Annotated in this window: 12 protein-coding genes; 9 read left to right on the top strand and 3 right to left on the bottom strand. The window is 62.4% G+C overall.

Translation table 11 applies throughout. From position 1 onward, the window contains the following. Nucleotides 1-595 precede the first annotated feature (595 nt). Nucleotides 596-1,918: an ATP-binding protein gene (locus MU846_RS14000; protein ID WP_246953814.1), complete on the bottom strand. Its 1,323-nt coding sequence runs from the start codon at nucleotides 1,916-1,918 to the stop codon at nucleotides 596-598. Between the two features lie 69 nt (nucleotides 1,919-1,987). Continuing rightward, a complete protein-coding gene (locus MU846_RS13995; RefSeq protein WP_246953812.1) occupies nucleotides 1,988-2,599 on the bottom strand; it encodes a TetR/AcrR family transcriptional regulator in 612 nt (203 codons plus the stop codon). 141 nt (nucleotides 2,600-2,740) lie between these two features. Here MU846_RS13995 and MU846_RS13990 point away from each other — a divergent pair, with 141 nt between their 5' ends. The 3 genes from MU846_RS13990 to MU846_RS13980 all read left to right on the top strand — a co-directional run bounded on the left by MU846_RS13990 (nucleotide 2,741) and on the right by MU846_RS13980 (nucleotide 6,224). Further along, entirely contained in the window at nucleotides 2,741-4,117 is a 1,377-nt protein-coding gene (locus MU846_RS13990; protein ID WP_246953810.1) for an NAD(P)/FAD-dependent oxidoreductase, read from the top strand. A gap of 3 nt (nucleotides 4,118-4,120) precedes the next feature. Then, nucleotides 4,121-5,338 (top strand): C69 family dipeptidase, encoded by a 1,218-nt coding sequence (locus MU846_RS13985; RefSeq protein ID WP_246953808.1) that lies wholly within the window; start codon nucleotides 4,121-4,123, stop codon nucleotides 5,336-5,338. A gap of 97 nt (nucleotides 5,339-5,435) precedes the next feature. Next, the gene (locus MU846_RS13980) at nucleotides 5,436-6,224 is read left to right on the top strand and encodes an oxygen-binding di-iron domain-containing protein (protein WP_246953806.1); all 789 of its coding nucleotides are present in this window, start codon (nucleotides 5,436-5,438) and stop codon (nucleotides 6,222-6,224) included. Between the two features lie 436 nt (nucleotides 6,225-6,660). Here MU846_RS13980 and ompR read toward each other — a convergent pair whose 3' ends face one another. Beyond that, nucleotides 6,661-7,374, bottom strand: coding sequence for an osmolarity response regulator transcription factor OmpR (gene ompR, locus MU846_RS13975; protein ID WP_246953804.1), 714 nt, complete (start codon nucleotides 7,372-7,374; stop codon nucleotides 6,661-6,663). Between the two features lie 351 nt (nucleotides 7,375-7,725). On the opposite strand from ompR, the gene MU846_RS13970 reads away from it, so the two are divergent. From MU846_RS13970 to MU846_RS13945, 6 genes are all read left to right on the top strand, one after another. Further along, nucleotides 7,726-8,091: a response regulator gene (locus tag MU846_RS13970; RefSeq protein ID WP_246953801.1), complete on the top strand. Its 366-nt coding sequence runs from the start codon at nucleotides 7,726-7,728 to the stop codon at nucleotides 8,089-8,091. A 190-nt stretch (nucleotides 8,092-8,281) separates the two neighbouring features. Beyond that, on the top strand, nucleotides 8,282-10,669 hold the full coding sequence (locus tag MU846_RS13965) for a Tex family protein (protein WP_246953799.1): 2,388 nt from the start codon (nucleotides 8,282-8,284) through the stop codon (nucleotides 10,667-10,669). Nucleotides 10,670-10,732: 63 nt separating this feature from the next. Further along, the gene (gene gshA, locus MU846_RS13960; protein ID WP_246953797.1) at nucleotides 10,733-12,298 is read left to right on the top strand and encodes a glutamate--cysteine ligase; all 1,566 of its coding nucleotides are present in this window, start codon (nucleotides 10,733-10,735) and stop codon (nucleotides 12,296-12,298) included. A gap of 147 nt (nucleotides 12,299-12,445) precedes the next feature. Next, entirely contained in the window at nucleotides 12,446-12,640 is a 195-nt protein-coding gene (gene rmf, locus MU846_RS13955) for a ribosome modulation factor (RefSeq protein WP_246953796.1), read from the top strand. A 185-nt stretch (nucleotides 12,641-12,825) separates the two neighbouring features. Further along, entirely contained in the window at nucleotides 12,826-13,335 is a 510-nt protein-coding gene (locus MU846_RS13950; protein WP_246953794.1) for a disulfide bond formation protein B, read from the top strand. 304 nt (nucleotides 13,336-13,639) lie between these two features. Beyond that, on the top strand, nucleotides 13,640-14,146 hold the full coding sequence (locus MU846_RS13945; RefSeq protein WP_246953788.1) for an Rsd/AlgQ family anti-sigma factor: 507 nt from the start codon (nucleotides 13,640-13,642) through the stop codon (nucleotides 14,144-14,146). Nucleotides 14,147-14,183 lie beyond the last annotated feature (37 nt).

Here is a 14,183-nt window from a genome sequence, read left to right as displayed (position 1 = left end):
GCATGTTCGTCGCCCCCTCTCCCCCAACCCCTCTCCCACAAGGGGAGAGGGGAGCAAAAATCTGATTCGCTCACCCTTCGGGCCAGCCTGCGGCTGTTCTGCGCTTTGCCTGTCCCACGAGGGAGTGGGGCTAAAGAGATCGGTATTTTGGACAACCCCGTAGGTGCTTTCACGGATATCGAAAATTCCTACACAGAAATCAATGCCGAATCTTTCTTTAGCCCCTCTCCCCTTGTGGGAGAGGGGTTGGGGAGAGGGAGAGATTATGGCAGAAAATATATACTCGGCACTTGATCTAGAACGAAACTGGCTGTCTCTCGGGATTTTCTTGCTGTGGATTTTTTATGGAAATTTCTAGTGAATTAAAGTGAAAGTAGTGCAGCATGTAGCTGGTATTGTGACAGCCGCATGTTCGTCGCCCCCTCTCCCCCGCCCCCTTATTCGCTTCGCTCACCCTTCGGGCCAGCCTGCGGCTGTTCTGCGCCTCGCTTGTCTGCAAGGGGAGGAGCAAAAATATCGGAATTCTGGATAACCCATGGGTACTGTCGTGGATATCGGAAATTCCTCCACGGAAATTGACGATGAATCTTTTTATTTATCGCACCCGCGCCGACCACGCTTCCGGCTGCACAAAGCGCCCTGTCACCGGCAAACGGATTTCCACTTCCAGGCCACCGTCAGGATGATTGGCAAGCTTCACCTGTCCGTGGTGCATATCGACGATTCGCTTGACGATCGCCAGGCCCAGCCCCGAACCGGTTACCGTGCGGGCCTTTTCGCCACGGGAAAACGGCTGCAACAACGTGGGAATATCCGCTTCCGGCATCCCGGGCCCATGATCACGCACCGTCAACACCACATCCTGCCCGGCGAGGCGCGTGGAAACACGCACTGGCGGCGCGCCGTATTTGGTGGCATTGGTCATCAGGTTGGTAAGCAGGCGCTTGAAGGTCAGTCGCTTCAGCATCAGCCGCGGCACACGGCGTAGTTGCACATGCAGCTCTGGGCTGTCGAACTTGCTGCACACATCTTCCACCAGATCATTGATGTCTTCGTAACTCGCCATTTCGTCGGCGCCGTCACGGATGAAACCGATGAACTGTTCCAGAATGGCATCCATATCTTCGATATCGCCGATGATGCCTTCCGACAATTCCTCGTCATCAATGAATTCCGCCGACAGGCGCAGCCGGGTCAGCGGTGTGCGCAAATCATGGGAGACTCCAGCCAGCAACAGCGCACGATCACGCTGCGCCTGCGCCAGCTCTCGTGTCATGCGGTTGAATGCACGGTTCACCGCGTTGATCTCTTCCGGCCCATTGCGATCATTCAGCGGTGGCACCGGATCACCCCGGCCAACCACGGCAGCAACCTGCTCCAGCCTTTTCAACGGCCGGTTCAGCCCGCGTGCGATCAGCAAGCCGGCGATCACGGCAAACAGCGGCACCGTCACCCCCCAACCCACCAGCAGGTAGCGATCATAATCGCGGAAGAACGTCATCGGCACGCGCAGCCATTGCCCCTGAAAAGAAGGCGTATTAATCCACAAGATTGGGCGGCGGCTGTCTTCAAAGCGGATATTCACCGGCTCGCCAAACAGCTCCTCGATCTCTGCCCGAAAACTGTTGACCACTGGCCGGCTGATCAAGGGCACCTGGCTGTCTTCTGCCTCCGGCGGCGTCGCCATCAGGATACCGCTGACCTCGCCCAGCCGCCGCGCAGCTTCGGCGTCACGGGTTTCCTCGTAGATCGACAATTCCGCCTGTAACAGCGTCAGGCGCGAATACTCCCGGATACCAGGCAGATAGGCGTTACGGGCAAAAAACCACAGTGTGAGCACCTGCGTGAGAAAGATGACCAGCCCCACCACCACCGCAGAGCGGGCAAAGGCGGTACGGGGCAATAGTTTCAGGCGCATCGGGTCGCTCCTGTGCGGGGGACAGCCATGTTAACCCAGCGCGGGCGGCAGCGCTGCGGCTGCCCACCGTCACGGCCTGGCCATATCACGCCAGCGCGCCTCGAAGGCATCGACCTGTATATCCACCAGCTTGCGTGCCGGCGCCCAGCCGTATTCCGGCACCAGAATGGCCAGCGTCATCACCCCCTGGACAGCGGCCCACAGCGCCTCGAATTCTGCCTGCTGCTGTTTTGCCGCGACACCGGGAAGCTGCGCACAAACCGCATCACGTATCAGCCCGATCAGCGCTTGGGCGGCGTCCGAACCGATGAACATGGCGCCGTCGTCCGGCGTGCGGTCTTCGATGAGGAACAACACCCGGAACATGTCAGGGTGTGTCAGCCAGTAACGCACCAGTGTCTGCAACTGTTGGCGCAGGCTGGCTTGCCGCCCGGTGCCACGCACTCGTTTGTAAAGCCGTTGGAGATCCTCCGCCCAGATCGCACGCAGCAGCGCCAGCTTGCCGGGGAAATAGGTGTACAACGCCGCCGCCGTCAGGCCGACAGTGGCGGCGAGCGTGCGCAGCGATACGGCGTCGTAGCCGTGCTGGAGGAAAAGCTGCCGGCCGTTTTCCAGGATCTCGGCCCGCAGGGCAGCGCGGGCGTCTTCACTGCGGGCGCGTATCTGTCGAGGTGGCCTCATGCGTCTCACCAGCTGGGGTGTGTGGCAAGCATAACGCCTCCCGAATGCTTGACAAGCACTCCTCCGACGGCCGTTAATTGAACGCGTTTAATTAACGCGATGTGTGCGCAGCTCGTGTCGCCAGACTGCCGAGAGGTTGGCATGGATTACGCTCGCTGTGGCAGCGCGGAAACGCGCTCCTTCTGGCTGCATGACGAACATGGCAAGCACGGCGGCTATCGTGCCGAGCCGGCGCTGGCCGGGACACAACGGGCCGACGTGGCCGTTCTCGGCGGCGGCTTCACCGGGCTCTCCACTGCCTGGCACCTGAAACAGCTTGATCCCTCCCTGAACGTGGCAGTGCTGGAAGGCGCGGTTATCGGCTATGGCGCCAGCGGCCGTAACGGCGGTTTCTCCATGACCCTGTTCGGTTTCGAGCCGGATATCACCACCACTCTTTTCGGCCTTGAGCGGGCGCGTGAAGCGCACCGCTATATGGAAGATGCGGTGGATTATGTGCAGGAACTGGTGCGCACCCAGGGCATGGCCTGTGATTATGAGCACAACGGCTTTGCCCGCGTGGCGCTCACGCCTGCCCATGAGCGCCGCTTGCAGCGCCAGCTGACGCTGTACGACAAGTGGGGCTTTGCCGATTCCTTCCACTGGTGGGATCGTGCGCAGATGCAGCAGGCGGTGCACAGCCCGCTGTTCCAGGGCGGCTTTTTCGAGCCGCGCTGCGGCATACTCAATCCCGCCCGGCAAGTGCTGGAGTGGAAACGGTTGTGCCTTGAGGCCGGCGTAAAGATATTCGAGCACTCTGCCGCCCAACGCCTGAGCTATGGCAACACCACCGCCACCCTGCACACCGAAACCGGCAGCCTGACCGCCGAACGGGTGGTGCTGGCCACCAACGCCTACAGCCATCTGTTACCGGATATGGGCCATTTCAGCCGGCGGCAGGCACCCGTGTGGACGTATCAGATTGTCACCGAGCCCCTCACCGACGCGCAGTGGCAAGCCATCGGCTGGCAGCAGCGCTTCGGCATCGAAACCAATCGCCACATGGTGCATTACTTTCGCCCCACAGCAGACGGCCGCATCACCTTCGGCGGCGCCAATGTGCAACTGGCTTACGGGCGCAGCATGAACCACGATCAGCATCCGCCCACCTGGGCAATGTTGGAGCGGCATCTGAAAAGCCTGTTCCCGCCCCTGAAAGACGTGGCCCTCGCGTTTCGCTGGGGCGGGCCGGTGTCGGTCACGATGGACATGGTGCCCAACCTTGGCTTTTACCGGGATCAACGCACTCTTTATCTGGCCGGCTGCACCGGGCATGGCGTATCGCTCACACAGTACAGCGGGCTGACGCTGGCAGAGCTGGCACTGGGGCTGGACAGCCCGCGCACCGATGCCTGGTTCGTCAGCCGCAAACCCCTCGCCTGGCCCCCGGAGCCGCTGCGTTTTCTTGGTGGGCAGGCCATTCGCGGGCTGCTGCGGGCGGAAGATGCCTGGCACGAACGCAATCTCTGGGGGCAGTGAGCCATGTGTGACACGCTGGTACTGCGCCAGCACGACGGCATCTGGTTCGCAAAAAACAGCGACCGCGAACCCCTTGAGCCGCAGCATCTGATCCGGCTACCGGCAGTGCGGGGGGATCAGGCGGCCGACGTGCAGACGACCTACCTGCGCATTCCGCAAAGCTCCCGCCGGCACGCCGTGATCCTGAGCCAGCCGAGCTGGATGTGGGGCGCAGAAATGGGCGTCAACGAACGGGGTGTGGCGATTGGCAACGAAGCCGTTTTCACACGCCTTGTGGAACGGCGCGGGCAGGCGCTGCTGGGCATGGATCTGCTGCGCCTGGCGCTGGAGCGCGGCGACGATGCGCGACACGCACTGGAGATCATCACCGAGCACCTGGCACGCTATGGCCAGGGCGGCCCGGCGGGCTATCGCAACAAGCGCTTTCGTTACGACAACAGCTTTCTGATTGCCGATTCACAGGAATGCTGGGTGCTGGAAACCGCCGGGCGATTCTGGGCGGCACGGCGCGTGGAGCGCTACGCCATTTCCAACCAACTGACGCTGGGCACCGAGTTCGATCTGTGCAGCGACGATCTTCCGGGCGAAGCGCGACGCGCCGGGCTGTGGCACGGGCGCGGCGATTTTCACTTTGCGCGCACCTTCGATACCCGATTACTGCCCTGGATCGGCGGCGCCCACGCACGCCGCGCGCTCAACGACAGCGCGCTGGCCCACTGCCCGGCGCAGCCCGGCTGGGGCCATTTTACCGGCGCCTTGCGCCAGCACGGCAGACGCGGCGATGAGCTGTGCGGCTATGACAACCGGCAGGTCTGCCTGCACGCAGGCAGTTTCTGGCGGCCATCGCAGACCACTGCCAGCATGGTGGCGCGGCTGCCCAGCGCCGGGATGCCGGAGCTTGCCGCCACCGGCACCTCGGCGCCCTGCCTGAGCCTGTTTCAGCCGTTGTCTTTTGACCCGGAAAGCGGCGCGGCACTGCTGGCCAATCCTGACGCACCACTGGGGCATGGCTTGTGGGCCAGCTTCGAGCCTGTCCACTGGCGGGCACTGACGGACGCCACCTTCCGCCAGGCGCTGCGCGCCTCACGCGATCAGCTGGAACCTTCGCTTTTCTCGCCGGGTGCGACACCCGAGCAGATCGCCGAGCAGGCGCGGCAGTGGCACCATCACTGGCGAGAAACCGCGGCACAAGCGCCCGCCTGGCGCCCCAGCCGCTGGTGATCCGACGAATGGCGCGATGGGTATTGATGCAGGTCAGTGTGTCGTGCTGTTTCGTTATCTAAGCTGCCCGAACGCCATGACAAACAGATAAAAGACTATGCGCCGCGATCCGATCGTGCTGTTCGATAACGGGCACCACCGCTGCCTGTGCTTTGACGACCTCGTCAGTGGTGACGGGGTGCAATCCAACCAGTTCCTGATTCTTGACGGTAACGCTTCGCTGTTGCTCGATCCCGGCGGCGATCTGACCTACACGCCGCTGTCGCTGGCGTTGTCGCGGCACATGAAGGTCGAGGAGCTGGATTATGTTTTTGCCTCGCATCAGGACCCGGACATCATTTCGTCGCTGGACAAATGGCTGCTGCACACGCGCGCCAAGGTGGTCTGCTCGCGGCTCTGGGCGCGCTTCCTGCCGCATCTGACGGCGCACTATCTGAGCATCGTGCGCGACATCAATACTTCCGAGCGCATCATCGGCCTGCCGGACGAAGGCGGCACCCTTCGCCTGGGCGAGAGCACCTTGTATGTGGTACCGGCGCACTTTCTGCATTCGGTCGGCAATTTTCAGCTTTACGATCCGGTCAGCCGCATTCTGTTCTCGGGCGATATGGGCGCATCGCTGGTGGACGATGCCAATCCCGTCGAGGATTTTCAGGCGCACATTCCCCATATGCTCGGCTTTCACCGGCGCTACATGGCCAGCCGCCAGGTCACGCGCCTGTGGGCCAACATGGTGCGGGACATGGACGTGGAAATGATGGTGCCGCAGCACGGACGGCCATTTGTAGGGCGCGAGATGATTCACGCGTTCCTCGACTGGATCAGTGATCTGTCCTGCGGGATTGATCTGCTGACACAGCGTGATTACGAGTTGCCGAGTCACTGAGCAGCCAGAGTAACCAGAGTAGCAAGAACAGCGCTGCCCGCTCCTGGCAGAAATTACGATCGGTAATATTTTCGAGTGTGCATCGCAGCGAGCGCGCAACCACAGTGAGTGACCGCAGTGAAAAGCCGCCCGCCTGGCGCGCCGTGCCGATGTGCCATGCTGCGCCCGGCTATACCATCACGCGGGCGGCGCTGCCTCGGCTTCCTTTTCAATGTCGCTATTGCGCCAGTGCCGCGCTGCCGCAGGCGAGACGCCCCGGCACTTGTTCTCGCCATATTTGCCAGATGTGCGTGGGCACGGTGCGCGCAGCCTCTGATTCTTTACCTGAAAGCGGGGAAGCCGCAGTTACTGTGGATTGCACGCACTGTGGATTGCACGCTTACCCACGCGCCAGGACAGCCTGCCGCATCTGAAAAAACGACTCTCCCTATAAAGATCAGTCCGGCACGAACACGTACCCCACGCCCCACACCGTCTGCACATAGCGCGGTTTCGAGGGATCATCTTCCAGCAGCCGGCGCAGGCGCGACACCTGCACATCGATGGAGCGCTCCATGGCACTCCATTCGCGACCGCGAGCGAGATTCATCAGCTTGTCGCGAGTCAGCGGCTCACGCGGGTGCTGCACCAGCGCCTTGAGCACGGCGAACTCGCCAGTGGTGAGGTTGTTTTCCTGATCGCCCCGGCGCAGGGTGCGGCGGGACAAATCCAGCTCCCAGGGGCCAAATGTCACGCGCTGGTTCTCGCGGCTCGGTGCGCCCGGCACTTCCCGCACCTGGCGGCGCAGCACGGCGCGAATACGCGCATCCAGCTCACGCGGGTTGAAGGGTTTCGGCAGGTAGTCATCCGCACCGGCCTCAAGCCCCTCGATGCGCTCGTTGTCGTCGCCTTTGGCGGTCAGCATGATGATCGGCATCTCGCTGCCGGCACTGCGCAGGCGGCGGCAGATGGAGAGGCCGTCTTCGCCGGGCAGCATCAGATCCAGCACCATCAACGAGTAAAGCTCACGCGACAAGGTGCGATCCATCTGCTCGGCATCGCCCACCCCACGCACATAAAAGCCCTGCTCTTCGAGAAAACGCTGCAACAGGCTACGCAGCCGCGCATCATCATCGACAATGAGAATCTTGTCCTGCGGTGTCTCGGTCACGACAGCTCTCCGGGTGGGGCAAAATAGACCACGAGCAGCCGGCGCACGGCTGTACACCGTGCATTCCCGCTGCCTGCGGGGCTCCGGCATCTTGTCGCCGAGGCATGTATTTTGCAACCCGGTCGGCAGCGGCGCAGCGTCTTTTCAGCGACACTGCGCCCGGCAGAGCCACTCAGGCGGCTCTGCGCACGCAGCGTCAGCCGGGTGACGAGGAAGCGCACTTATTGCCCCAAATCACCAGGTTCCCGTCCGTAGCCATCCTGCTATCATCGGTCGCTGCGGAATAATAAACCCTGCCGGCAAAGCCGGCGCAAAAGCTCATGGAATGGCTGTGCAGAGGAAGATATGGCGATGGCGAAGATTCTGGTTGTGGATGATTCACCCACTCAACTGGCCAATATGGTGCGCATTTGCGAAGCACAGGGGCACCAGACCGTCACCGCGACCAACGGGATGCAAGGCGTGGAGCTGGCGCGCACCGAGCGCCCCGACCTGATCCTGATGGACGTGGTCATGCCCGAGCTGAACGGCTTTCAGGCCACGCGCAAGATCACCCGCGATCCGGAAACCCAGCATATCCCGGTGGTGCTGGTGACCACCAAGGACCAGGATACCGACAAGGTGTGGGGCGAGCGGCAAGGCGCTGCCGGCTATATCATCAAGCCGCCGCAAGAAGCCGAGCTGGTTGCCAAGATCCGCGAGCTGCTGGGCGCCTGATTCTGGCGGCGGCCGCAATAACACGGCCGCCGCGCCCTTCAATTCGCCAAAATCCGGCACAGCCATAGCAAAACTGTGCTGTCAATCTGTTGCCCGTCGCCTTCCTCCCCTATGATTCCGGCCATTATCGATTACTGCCTGTGCTGGCTCCGGCCGCGCATCCTGCCATCCATCATTTCAGCGAATGTCCATGTCCAATACCCAGAGCACCGCCATCCCGAGCATCGAGCAAATCATCGCCACCGAGCTGAGTGTCCAACCCCACCAGGTGGCGGCCGCCGTCGCCCTGCTGGATGAAGGCGCCACCGTGCCCTTTATCGCACGCTACCGCAAAGAAGCCACCGATGGCCTGGATGATACCCAGCTGCGCAATCTGGAAGAGCGCCTGCGCTACCTGCGCGAGCTGGCCGAACGCCGCGAAACCATCCTCAAAAGCATCAGCGAGCAGGAAAAACTCACGCCCGAGCTTGAGGCCGCCATCCTCGCGGCGGATACCAAAACCCGCCTGGAAGACTTGTATCTGCCGTACAAGCCCAAGCGCCGTACCCGCGCCCAGATTGCCCGCGAGGCGGGGCTTGAGCCGCTGGCCGACGCGCTGCTGGCCGATCCGACCCTGACGCCGGAGAGCGAAGCCGCCAACTACCTGAACCCGGAGCACAAGATCGAGACCGCCAAGGATGCGCTGGACGGCGCCAAGCAAATCCTGATGGAGCGCTTCAGCGAAAATGCCGAGCTGCTCACGCGGCTGCGCACCTGGCTGTGGGAGCAGGCGGAAATCATCTCCACCGTGGCGGATGGCAAAGACAAGGAAGGCATCAAGTTCAGCGACTATTTTGCTCACCGCGAAAAGCTCGCCGGCATTCCCAGCCACCGTGCGCTGGCGCTGTTTCGTGGCCGCAACGAAGGCATCCTGCATGTGAGCATGGCGCTGCCGGAAGAGATGGAAGCCGCCACACCTCACCCCGGCGAGGCCATGGTGGCGGCCAGCATCGACTGGCAGCATCAGCAGCGCGCCGCCGACGACTGGCTCGGTGAAACCGTGCGCTGGACGTGGAAAATAAAACTCGCTACGCATCTGGAAACCGAGCTGCTCGGCCGGGTGCGGGAGATGGCCGAAGACGAAGCTATTCAGGTCTTTGCGCGCAATCTCAACAGCCTGCTGTTGGCGCCACCTGCCGGCGCACGCGCTACCATGGGTCTTGATCCGGGCCTGCGTACCGGGGTGAAGGTGGTGGTGGTCGATGAAACCGGAAAGTTGCTGGAACACACCACTATCTTCCCGCATCAGCCGCGCAATCAGTGGGATCAGTCACTGGCAACACTGGCCACGCTGTGCATCAAGCATCAGGTGAACCTGATCGCCATCGGCAATGGTACCGCCAGCCGTGAAACCGACAAGCTGGCCGGCGAGCTGGTGAAAAAGCTGGCGAGCAAGCTGGCACTGACCAAAATTATCGTCAGTGAAGCCGGTGCTTCCGTTTACTCTGCCTCCGAGCTGGCAGCGCGCGAATTCCCCGATCTGGATGTCTCTTTCCGAGGCGCTGTTTCCATTGCCCGCCGCCTGCAAGACCCGCTCGCCGAGCTGGTGAAGATTGACCCGAAATCCATCGGCGTCGGCCAATACCAGCACGATGTCAGCCAGGTCAAGCTGGCGCGCAGCCTGGATGCAGTGGTAGAAGATTGTGTGAACGCCGTTGGCGTGGATGTGAATACCGCCTCGGCGCCCCTGTTGGCGCGTATTTCCGGGTTGAACACCACGATCGCGGGCAATATCGTCACCTACCGCGAGAAGCACGGCGCCTTTCCCAACCGCGAGGCGCTCAAGCAGGTGCCACGCCTGGGCGAAAAAACCTTTGAACAGGCGGCCGGCTTCTTGCGCATCACCACCGGCGATCAGCCGCTGGATGGCTCCAGTGTACACCCGGAGGCTTACAGCGTGGTCGAGCGTATCGCCGCTGCGCACCAGCGGGTGCTGAAAGACATGATCGGTGATGCTGGCTTCCTGAAAAAACTGAAGCCGGACGATTACACCGACGAGCGTTTCGGCGTTCACACTGTCAGCGATATCCTGGCCGAGCTGGAAAAGCCGGGCCGCGATCCACGCCCCGAGTTCAAGGCCGCCGAGTTCATGGAAGGGGTGGAGGATATCAAAGACCTCAAGCCCGGCATGATTCTGGAAGGCGCGGTCACCAACGTGACCAACTTCGGTGCCTTTGTGGATGTCGGCGTGCATCAGGACGGGCTGGTGCACGTGTCGGCCTTGTCAGAGAAATTCGTCAAGGATGCTCACGAAGTGGTCAGCCCCGGTGATATCGTCAAAGTGAAAGTGCTGGAGGTCGATCTCGACCGACGCCGTATCAGCCTGACTATGCGCATGGATGATCGTCACGACGATGCCCCGCGCAGCGCCGGCGCCCGGCAGGGCAGCAATAATCGGCCCGGTGGCGGACAACGCGGCGGTGGCCGTCACAACGCCCAGGGCGGCCGAGGCAAGGCGGCACCCGCTTCCAATGGCACATTCGCTGCGCTGTTTGCCAAGGCGCAGCAGGAAAAAGACAGCAAGAAACGCAGCGGCTGACACCGCTGATCCAGGCGGGCACCGCAGCCCGCCCCTGACCTGACCTGACAGGACGCTACCGGAATGACCGAGCTGCTCACCACACGCCTGAAGGCACTGAGCGACGCCAGTGCCGCCAGCACCCTCACCGGGATGCGCCGTGGCATCGAGAAAGAAAGCCTGCGCATCACCCCCCAGGGGCACCTGGCGCAAACACCGCACCCGGCAGCGCTGGGCTCTGCGCTGACGCACCCGCACCTGACCACCGACTATTCCGAAGCGCTGCTCGAATTCATCACCCCGCCGACTGATTGCCTGCAAGCACCGCTGGAATTTCTCGATCAGTTGCATCGCTATGTCTATAGCCACATCGGTGACAATCTGCTGTGGGTCAATTCCATGCCCTGCGTGCTCGGCCCGGATAACGAAATTCCGCTGGCGGAATATGGCAGCTCCAACGTCGGCCAGATGAAACACGTCTACCGGCGCGGGCTGGGCTATCGCTACGGGCGCCGGATGCAAACCATCGCCGGCATCCATTACAACCTGTCGTTTCCGGAAAGCTTCTGGCAGTTGCATCAACAGCTGGAACAGAACCAGCAGCCGTTGCAGGATTTCATTTCCGCACGCTACATGGATCTGACACGCAACTTCCAGCGTTATTCCTGGCTACTGATCTACCTGTTCGGTGCCTCGCCCGCCGTCTGCAAATCGTTTCTGGCCGGGCGCGAGCACACCCTGACAGAACAGTTCAACGGCACACTCTCGCAACCCTATGCCACCTCGCTGCGCATGAGCGACCTGGGCTATCAGAACAACGCGCAATCGAACCTGCACATCAGCTACAACAACCTCGCCGATTATGTGCGCACCCTTACCGAGGCGATCAACACAGAAGAGCCCGCCTACCGTGACATCGGTGTGCGGGTGAACGGCGAATACCGGCAGCTCAATGCCAACATCTTGCAGATCGAAAACGAATATTATTCGTCGATCCGCCCCAAGCGCACCGCCGCCTCCGGCGAGCGGCCAACCCAGGCACTGGCCCGGCGCGGTGTCGAGTATGTGGAAATCCGCGCTCTGGATCTCAACCCGTTCGAGCCAGTGGGGCTGGATCAGACCCAACTGCGTTTTCTCGACATGTTCGCCGCATTCTGCCTGCTGCGCGAATCGCCCCTGCTGGAAAGCAGTGACCTCAGCGCCAGCAAGGAAAATATCCGCCGCGTGGTGTATGAAGGCCGCAACAACCAGCTGAAGCTGTGCAACTGGGGCACTCAGGTACGGCTGAAAGACTGGGCCACCACAACGCTCAGCGCCATGCAGCCGATTGCCGAGCTGCTGGATGCCACCCACGGCGGCAATCATTATCGCGCCGCCCTGGCCGCGCAACAGGGCAAGGTCGATACACCGGATGCCACCCCCTCGGCGCAAATCATGGCGCAACTGGCCAGCCGCAAGCAGGATTTCTTCGTGTTTGCCATGGAACAGGCGCAGGCGCATCGCGAGCACTTCCTCTCGCGGCCGCTGGAGCGTGAGCTGGCCACCCGCTTCGCCAACATTGCGGCCACCAGCATTGCCGAGCAGCAGGCAATGGAGGCCACCCCCGAGCAGTCCTTCGAGGATTACCTGACCGAGTACTTCCGCGACTGAAACGCCGCCGCCAGCTATCTGGCGGCACCTGCCGCTCGGCCGCACGCGTATCAGGCTTGTGGCCTGTGCCACAGCCCTGCGCCGCCTCCTGTGTAATTCTGGGCCGGCAACCCGCAAGCTGATCTTGCGGAGCAGGAGGACCGCAGCATGCACAGAGAACCCGACACCCGCGACTGCACCAAGCGAGCCTACGACAAAGGCTGCATGTGGGGCATGAGTGGTCGCGACGAGAGCCAGTGCCCCTACGCACCGGGCGATGCTCTGGAAGACTGGTGGCTCGCCGGCTGGCGCGAAGGGCACGACGCCTTTGTCAAACGCCATCCGCCGCAGCCAAACCACTAGCGCCATCACCGCGCCACTGTTGCGCCGCGCCGCCGGGGCAGGTATTGATGATCGCCGGCCTGCGGAACCGACGCCGCCGCCTCCGGTCAATCGGGTTGTCTGAACGCAGCGGTGGCCTCCGGGGCATAGCGCCGCCCGCAGCCTGATTGATACCAAACCCACCAGATAACAGAAACGGGCCTGCCATGTCTGAGCTGTCACAACGCTTGCTTGCACCACGCACCATCAACCTGCTGGGCTTTCTGGCCTGTGTCGTGGCCATGCTGGGCGCGTTATACCTCCAGTATGCGGAGGATCTTGAGCCGTGCCCGCTGTGCGTGTTCCAGCGCGTGGGCGTGATTGCCGCCGGCCTGTTCTTTCTGCTTGCCGCGCTGCACAACCCCGGCAGCATCGGGCAACGCATTTACGGTGCTCTGGCGGGCCTCGGCGCGATCGGCGGGGGCATCGTTGCCGGGCGTCATATCTGGTTGCAGAGCCTGCCCGAAGACGAAGTGCCCGCTTGCGGGCCCGGGCTTGATTACATGCTCGACGTATTCCCCATGCGCGACGTCCTGAGCATGGTATTCAGCGGCTCGGGCGAATGCGCCGAGATCGACTGGACATTCCTCGGCATTACCATCCCGCAAATGGCCCTGCTCACCTTCCTGGGCCTGCTTGCGCTGGCGCTGTTTCAGGTGGTGCGCCGCTACCGCTGACCGGCGGCTGGCCTGCCCATACCGCTCCCCGCCGCAGCGGCGCATGTCTGCCGCGGTGGCGGCGAGCCGGGATAACGAAGAGCGGGCTTATGCCAAAATAGTCTGGTTGCAAGCGCTTGATTTACCGTCATCCGGCCCGTTGCGGCCGCTGGGCCAATTGCCTTGCCGCCAGCCCCTGTTCTAGCCTCGAAGCCCTGCCTTGGCTACAGGGCATCACTTTCGCCGCCAGTCACTGCTCCGGCTACAACGCACCTTGTGCCTTGCACCCTGGAGCCCAACCCACCTGAACCATGGAGGACGCACCATGGCACCGCTTACGCTTGCGCCCCACGCGCCCCGGCAGCGCACCGAAGTACTGGTGCAAACCTGGCTGAAGGAACGCCAGCAACTGCTCGCCCAGCTCTGCGCCCTGCCGGACACGCACACCGGCGAAGATGAAAGCCCAGCGCTGCGGGCACACATTCAGACTTTGTGCCAGACGCTGATGGACTACATCAGCGCAGGTTATTTCGAGGTTTACCGCGAACTGGCCAGCGAGGCCCGTCGCGACGGCCAGCACCCGGCCTGGATTGAGAGCGTCCTGCGCCAGCTGGATGCCTCCACCGACGCGGCCCTGGCCTTCAACGACCATTACGATCAAACCATCCGCCAGCAACGCCCGCTGGCCGAAATGCCCCGCAAGATCGCGGCCCTGCTGGAACAACTGGAGCAGCGCTTCAGCCTTGAAGATCAGCTGATCCTCAGCGTGCATCTTCAGGGGCGCCAACCACCCCCGCCCAGTGCACCACCACTGCGAGCCATGACGCACTGAGAGGTGAGACTACACCTCAAGCCTCGGGATCTTCGAT

It is taken from the genome of Alcanivorax quisquiliarum (assembly GCF_023051175.1).
In the GTDB taxonomy this organism is placed as follows: Bacteria; Pseudomonadota; Gammaproteobacteria; order Pseudomonadales; family Alcanivoracaceae; genus Isoalcanivorax; species Isoalcanivorax quisquiliarum.
The sequence above is the reverse complement of the archived record's forward strand: the minus strand, read 5'-3'. Positions and strand labels throughout refer to the sequence as shown.

Excerpts from the sequence above, each read along its gene's own strand:
- MU846_RS14000 (WP_246953814.1), bottom strand. The coding sequence starts at position 1,918 with ATGCGCCTGAAACTATTGCCCCGTACCGCCTTTGCCCGCTCTGCGGTG.
- MU846_RS13995 (WP_246953812.1), bottom strand. The coding sequence starts at position 2,599 with ATGAGGCCACCTCGACAGATACGCGCCCGCAGTGAAGACGCCCGCGCT.
- MU846_RS13990 (WP_246953810.1), top strand. The coding sequence starts at position 2,741 with ATGGATTACGCTCGCTGTGGCAGCGCGGAAACGCGCTCCTTCTGGCTG.
- MU846_RS13985 (WP_246953808.1), top strand. The coding sequence starts at position 4,121 with ATGTGTGACACGCTGGTACTGCGCCAGCACGACGGCATCTGGTTCGCA.
- MU846_RS13980 (WP_246953806.1), top strand. The coding sequence starts at position 5,436 with ATGCGCCGCGATCCGATCGTGCTGTTCGATAACGGGCACCACCGCTGC.
- MU846_RS13970 (WP_246953801.1), top strand. The coding sequence starts at position 7,726 with ATGGCGAAGATTCTGGTTGTGGATGATTCACCCACTCAACTGGCCAAT.
- MU846_RS13965 (WP_246953799.1), top strand. The coding sequence starts at position 8,282 with ATGTCCAATACCCAGAGCACCGCCATCCCGAGCATCGAGCAAATCATC.
- gshA (WP_246953797.1), top strand. The coding sequence starts at position 10,733 with ATGACCGAGCTGCTCACCACACGCCTGAAGGCACTGAGCGACGCCAGT.
- rmf (WP_246953796.1), top strand. The coding sequence starts at position 12,446 with ATGCACAGAGAACCCGACACCCGCGACTGCACCAAGCGAGCCTACGAC.
- MU846_RS13950 (WP_246953794.1), top strand. The coding sequence starts at position 12,826 with ATGTCTGAGCTGTCACAACGCTTGCTTGCACCACGCACCATCAACCTG.
- MU846_RS13945 (WP_246953788.1), top strand. The coding sequence starts at position 13,640 with ATGGCACCGCTTACGCTTGCGCCCCACGCGCCCCGGCAGCGCACCGAA.